Source organism: Pseudomonas syringae group sp. J309-1 (assembly GCF_032582135.1).
Lineage (GTDB): Bacteria > Pseudomonadota > Gammaproteobacteria > Pseudomonadales > Pseudomonadaceae > Aquipseudomonas > Aquipseudomonas quasicaspiana.
The window spans coordinates 1-6,146 of sequence record NZ_JAWHNU010000110.1 but is presented as its reverse complement, the minus strand read 5'-3'; the positions used below and the strand labels follow the sequence as shown (position 1 = coordinate 6,146).

Annotated in this window: 7 protein-coding genes; 6 read left to right on the top strand and 1 reads right to left on the bottom strand. The window is 57.9% G+C overall.

Annotation, left to right across the window (positions count from 1 at the left end):
- Positions 1 to 191 precede the first annotated feature (191 nt).
- Positions 192 to 701: a ferritin-like domain-containing protein gene (locus RX972_RS28845; protein ID WP_099270764.1), complete on the bottom strand. Its 510-nt coding sequence runs from the start codon at positions 699 to 701 to the stop codon at positions 192 to 194.
- A 297-nt stretch (positions 702 to 998) separates the two neighbouring features.
- Between RX972_RS28845 and RX972_RS28840 the strand changes: the two genes are divergently transcribed.
- The 6 genes from RX972_RS28840 to RX972_RS28815 all read left to right on the top strand — a co-directional run bounded on the left by RX972_RS28840 (position 999) and on the right by RX972_RS28815 (position 6,016).
- Positions 999 to 1,592 carry an amino acid synthesis family protein gene (locus tag RX972_RS28840; protein WP_027898836.1) on the top strand — a complete coding sequence of 198 codons (594 nt, stop codon included), beginning with the start codon at positions 999 to 1,001 and terminating at the stop codon, positions 1,590 to 1,592.
- Between the two features lie 33 nt (positions 1,593 to 1,625).
- Positions 1,626 to 2,459 (top strand): alpha/beta fold hydrolase, encoded by an 834-nt coding sequence (locus tag RX972_RS28835; protein ID WP_122395290.1) that lies wholly within the window; start codon positions 1,626 to 1,628, stop codon positions 2,457 to 2,459.
- Positions 2,456 to 3,937: an aldehyde dehydrogenase gene (locus RX972_RS28830; RefSeq protein ID WP_122395289.1), complete on the top strand. Its 1,482-nt coding sequence runs from the start codon at positions 2,456 to 2,458 to the stop codon at positions 3,935 to 3,937. The genes RX972_RS28835 and RX972_RS28830 overlap by 4 nt, the downstream gene beginning before the upstream one ends.
- 76 nt (positions 3,938 to 4,013) lie before the next feature.
- Positions 4,014 to 4,499: a flavin reductase family protein gene (locus RX972_RS28825; RefSeq protein ID WP_027898833.1), complete on the top strand. Its 486-nt coding sequence runs from the start codon at positions 4,014 to 4,016 to the stop codon at positions 4,497 to 4,499.
- A gap of 199 nt (positions 4,500 to 4,698) precedes the next feature.
- Positions 4,699 to 5,451, top strand: a complete 753-nt coding sequence (locus tag RX972_RS28820) for a GntR family transcriptional regulator (protein ID WP_255885287.1) — start codon at positions 4,699 to 4,701, stop codon at positions 5,449 to 5,451.
- A gap of 1 nt (position 5,452) precedes the next feature.
- Positions 5,453 to 6,016 (top strand): NUDIX hydrolase, encoded by a 564-nt coding sequence (locus RX972_RS28815; protein ID WP_316880671.1) that lies wholly within the window; start codon positions 5,453 to 5,455, stop codon positions 6,014 to 6,016.
- Positions 6,017 to 6,146 lie beyond the last annotated feature (130 nt).

The window sequence follows — 6,146 nt, the reverse complement described above, 5'->3', positions numbered from 1 at the left end:
GACCCGAAATCCCATGATGCTTCCTTAGGTTGATACTCCTACATCATGGTCCATAAATATTGAGCCACAACAGCTTGCTCGCGATAGCGATTGATCAGGCGAGATTCTTTTGACTGATCAATCGCTATCGCGAGCAAGCTCACTCCTACAGTCGATCTGGCGCGGTGTCATGGACACCGTGCCGTTGTGCTCTACGACGCTATCGTCGCCGCCTGATTCCCGCCCTGCTCGGCAATGGCCGACAGCTTTTCATCCGCAGACTTTTCCTCTGTCAGCGTCTCGCCCAATAGCTTGGCAGCGTCTTTCATGCCCAGCTGTTTCGCCATGGCAATCAACGTGCCGTAAGCAGCGATTTCGTAGTGCTCGACCTTCTGGCAGGCACCAATCAATGCCGCATCCAGCACCTCGCCTTTCTCGATCTCCTCAAGCAGCTCCTTGCTTTCCTCGACCAACCCTTCCATGGCTGCGCATTTCATGCGTTTGAGCTTGAGTTCGCTCTGCTCCACCAACTGATCGATTCGTTCGATCTGCCCATAGGTTTCTTCAAGATGCGCCTCAAACGCTTCCTTGAGCAACGGATTGGTAGAAGCCCGCGCCAGACGGGGTAAGGCTTTGGTTATCTGTTTTTCGGCGCTGTAAACGTCGGACAGCTCATGAATGAACAGGTCGGCAACAGTCGTTCTGGTGTTTGTCTTGGCCATGCGGCACCTCGTAGATCGGTTATGAATCGTCGTTGAATTCCCGTGACGTAAACCGCTGCGAAAACACCTGAATGACGCAACCGTCAGTTAGGTGGAGTGGCACCCAAGTGGGCCGTTCAGGGAATCGAAAGCAATGCCGACGAAATGCATACCCGTTACCTGTTGGCTCATCGAGTGGCGAGCCGATCCAGCCTTTATCTCTCACTGAGCACCTGACGCAGAAAAAATTTGCACGACCAATATTATGGTATACCATCATACGCAATACATTCAGTCACCCCATTCGGGAGTCCATCCATGAGTTTCGAAATTCGCAAAATCGTCTGCTATTCCGAAGAAACCCTGATCGAAGGCGGTAAAGCCAGCGACAAGCCGGTGACCATGGTGGGTCTGGCAGTAGTGATCAAAAACCCCTGGCTGGGTCGTGGTTTCGTTGAAGACCTGAACCCGGAAATCCGCGAGCACTGCTCGGCGCTGGGCGAGTTGATGGTCAAGCGTCTGACAGATGCGATTGGCGGTGCTGACAAAATCGAGGCTTACGGCAAAGCCGCAGTCATCGGCGCTGACGGTGAAATCGAACATGCCTCCGCAGTGATCCACACCTTGCGCTTCGGCAACCATTATCGCGAAGCGGTCAAAGCCAAAAGCTACCTGAGCTTCACCAACAAGCGCGGCGGACCTGGTACTTCGATTCAGATCCCGATGATGCACAAGGACGATGAAGGCCTGCGTTCGCACTACATCACCCTGGAAATGAAGATCGAAGATGCGCCTCGTGCCGACGAAATCGTCGTTGTGCTGGGTGCTGCCGATGGTGGCCGCCTGCATCCGCGCATTGGCAACCGCTACATCGATCTGGAACAGCTGGCTGCCGAAAAGGCTCAGCAGTAACCCTCCGTATCAAGCACAGGCCAGGAGCGCTCCATGATTCGGCTTACTGCTGAACGCACCCCGGCCGGGACCAGTTATCTGGCCACCGGCGAAGGCCATCCCGTGGTGTTGATCCACGGTGTGGGTCTGAATAAAGAAATGTGGGGCGGCCAGGTCGTGGGGCTGATGCCTCACTATCGAGTGATTGCCTATGACATGCTCGGCCACGGTGCCAGCCCGCGTCCCGCTGCTGATACCGGGCTGCTGGGCTATGCCGAGCAGTTGCTTGAACTGCTGGAGCATCTGGGTCTGCCGCAAGCCACAGTGATCGGCTTTTCCATGGGTGGGCTGGTGGCGCGCGCATTTGCCCTGCACTTCCCGCAGCACTTATCGGGCATGGTCGTCCTCAACAGCGTATTCAACCGCAGCGCCGAGCAGCGCGCCGGGGTCATCGCGCGTACCGCTCAGGCGGCTGAACATGGACCGGATGCCAACGCCGCCGAAGCACTCTCGCGCTGGTTCAGCCGGGAATACCAGGCCGCCAACCCGGCGCAGATCGCTGCCATCCGCACGATACTCGCCGAGAATGATCCGCAGGGTTACCTGACCACCTACACCCTGTTTGCCACGCAGGACATGTACCGGGCAGACGATCTGGGCAATATCACTGCGCCAACACTGATCGCCACCGGCGAACTGGACCCTGGCTCGACGCCGGAGATGGCTCGCCAGCTGGCCTCGCGTATTCCCGGTGCCGAGGTTGCGATACTCGCTGAACAACGACATATGATGCCGGTCGAGTCGCCACGTCTCGTCAATCAGGTTTTGCTGGATTTCCTGCGCAAGGCCGAGGCTCAACACAATCAAGCAAAGGGGATCGTTGCATGACGCTCACTCGCTTTCAGATGTGCATCGACGGGCAATGGGTCGACGCCCTTTCCGGCAAGACTTTTCAAAGCCTGAATCCGGCGCTAGCCCAGCCCTGGGCCGAATTGCCCGACGCCGACGAAAGCGATGTGGACCGTGCGGTTCAGGCCGCACAGCAAGCCTTTGAGAATCCGGCCTGGCGCAAGTTGACCGCCACCGCACGAGGTAAATTACTGCGCCGTCTGGGCGACCTGATCGCTGAAAACAAGGAACAACTGGCGCAGCTGGAAAGCAGAGACAACGGCAAGTTGATCCGCGAAACCCGGGGTCAGGTGAGTTATCTGCCGGAGTTTTTCCACTACACCGCCGGGCTGGCCGACAAGCTGGAAGGCGGTACCCTGCCACTGGACAAGCCGGATCTGTTTGCCTACACCGTTCACGAACCCATGGGCGTCGTAGCCGGGATCATTCCCTGGAACAGTCCGCTGTATTTGACCGCCATCAAACTGGCCCCGGCACTGGCCGCAGGCAACACGATTGTTCTCAAACCATCGGAACACGCCTCGGCAACGGTGCTGGAACTGGCCCGTCTGGCCCTCGAAGCCGGCATCCCGCCGGGCGTGGTGAACGTTGTCACCGGCTACGGCCCAAGCACCGGTGCCGCCCTGACTCGTCACCCACTGGTGCGCAAGATTGCTTTCACCGGTGGCGCAGCGACTGCCCGACACGTGGTGCGCAGCAGTGCTGAAAACTTCGCGAAACTGTCGCTGGAACTGGGCGGCAAGTCACCAAACATTATTTTTGCCGACGCCGACCTGGACAGTGCCATTAATGGCGCGATCGCCGGGATCTTCGCCGCGTCAGGGCAGAGCTGTGTGTCCGGCTCAAGGCTGTTGGTGCAGGACGAAATCTACGACGAATTTGTTGAGCGACTGAGCGAACGCGCCAAGCGTATTCGCATCGGCAACCCTCAGGACGATGCCAGTGAAATGGGCCCCATGGCCACGGCACAGCAACTGGCAGTGGTTGAAGGTCTGGTCGCCGACGCCCTGGCAGAAGGCGCAATATTGCGCACTGGCGGCAAGCGCCCGCAGATGGACAGCAACGGCTGGTACTACGAACCCACCTTGTTCGAGTGTGACCGCAACTCGATGAAAATCATGCAGGAAGAAGTCTTTGGTCCGGTCGCTTCAGTGATCCGTTTCAAGGACGAAGCCGAAGCATTGGCCATCGCCAACGACTCGCAGTTTGGCCTGGCAGCAGGTATCTGGACCAAAGACCTGGGCCGCGCTCATCGTCTGGCCCGGGATGTACGTTCGGGTATCATCTGGGTCAATACCTACCGCGCAGTCTCCGCCATGGCACCCATTGGTGGTTTCAAAAACAGCGGCTATGGCCGTGAGAGCGGCATCGATTCGGTGCTGGCCTACACCGAACTCAAGACTGTCTGGATCAACCTGTCGCAAGCGCCGATGCCTGATCCGTTTGTCATGCGCTGATCTTTAGTCACCCGCTCGTACACCTTGATTGATTAGCCACCCGAACCCAACAAGCCCAAAAAAGAGAGTCCCTCACATGATCGAACCCAGCATATACAAAGAAGTCATGGGCTCCTTTCCGTCAGGCGTCACAGTGGTTACCACCCTGGATGCGCAAGGCGGAATCGTCGGCATTACCGCCAGCGCTTTCAGCGCGTTGTCTATCGATCCGGCGCTGGTGCTGTTCTGCCCCAATTACGAATCGGACACCTACCCGGTCCTGCGCGACAGCAAGCGCTTCGCCATTCACTTGCTGGCCGCCGGGCAGAAGGCCGAAGCCTATGCGTTTGCAGGCAAAGGCAAAGACAAAGCGGCAGGTATCGAGTGGCACTTGAGCGAACTGGGCAATCCGTTGCTGAACAATGCTACTGCCATTATCGAGTGCGAGCTGTGGCGCGAGTACGACGGCGGTGATCACGCAATCATTGTCGGTGCGGTGAAGAATCTGATCCTGCCAGAGCAGCCTGTGGTGCCGATGGTCTATTACCGGGGCAAACTGGGTGCCCTGCCGGATCTGGCCTGATCTGCAGCAGCCCCGCTTCGTTGCGGGGCAAATTGCCCATGATAAACTTCGCTGCGTTTTGCACCGGTCATCCCGGAAGCTTGCGCAACACAGCCTGGCGTGCGCAAATACACGCAATGCGCACCACGGCATACGGCATGCCGTATACAACACTGATCGTGCATATTTTCAGTCAACTGTCACATCCAGAGTCAAACCCATGAAACGCCTGCCAATCGACGACTCCTTCAAGGTCAATCGCAATCCCATTACCCTACGCGAAATCGTGCTGGATAAATTGCGCAGCGCCATCATGAATTTTCAGCTGCTACCGGGTGATCGCCTGGTGGAACGTGATCTGTGTGAACGCCTCGGAGTGAGTCGTACATCGGTCCGCGAAGCCCTGCGTCATCTTGAGTCCGAAGGGCTGGTGGAATTCGCCGACGCCAAGGGCCCACGCGTTGCGATCATTACCCTGGAAGACGCGTGTGATATCTACGAACTGCGCTGCGTGCTCGAAGGCATGATCGTTCAGTTGTTCACCTTGCGGGCCAAGGCCAAGAATATTCGCGCGCTGGAAAAAGCCCTTGAGGAAAACCGCAAGGTCCTCAAGGAAGGCGAACTGCAACAAGTGCTGGATTCAGTGCAAAGCTTTTATGACGTACTGCTTGAAGGCTCGGGCAACCACGTCGCGGCCACCCAGTTGCGTCAGTTGCAGGCGCGTATCAGCTACCTGCGCGCCACGTCGGTTTCGCAGGAGAACCGACGCAGCGCCAGTAATGAAGAGATGGAGCGTATCGTCGACGCGATCAAAAGCGGCGACCCGCTGGCAGCTCATCAGGCTTCGGTGGACCATGTGCGCAGCGCCGCAAAAGTCGCGCTGGATTACCTCAAGTCCAAACAGAATGACGGCAGCAAGGTACGCGAGCTGTTCGCCCCCGTGGCCCTGAAAGAACCGCGTATAGGCCACTGACATGCCCGCCCCGCGCTTTTGCCCGCACTGTGGCAGCGCTGACCTCGTTCAGCGCGTGCCAGCGGGCGATACTCATCAGCGATTGATGTGCGGCGGCTGCAACTACATTCACTACGTGAATCCGAAGATTATTGCCGGCTGCATCATTGAGCAGGACGGTAAATACCTGTTGTGCCAACGCGCGATTCCGCCCCGGCCTGGAACCTGGACCCTGCCCGCAGGCTTCATGGAAAGCGGCGAAACCACCGAGCAAGCGGCTTTGCGCGAAGTCTGGGAAGAAAGCGGCGTCAGGGCTGAAATCCTCTCGCCCTACTCCATCTTCAGCGTCCCGGCGATCAGCGAGGTGTACATCGTATTCCGCGCCCTGGCGTTGGAAATCACCGGCCAGTTTGGCCCGGAAACCCTCGACTACAAATTCTTCTCCCCCGAAGACATTCCCTGGGACAGCATCTACTACCCGGCGATACGGCAAATACTCGAACGCTACATCGAAGAGCGCCGGACCGGTTCGTACGGGATCTATGTCGGTAACGATGACACCGGCAAGGTGCATTTCATTCGTTGAAGCTTGCCTGGCAGCCGAGGGTTTCTGTGGGAGTCGCCCCGGTGTCCCTGACCCCACGCTGTCGCGCAGCAAACACGGACCCTGTAGGAGTGAGCTTGCTCGCGATTCGGCCTGTCAGTCGATGAATATA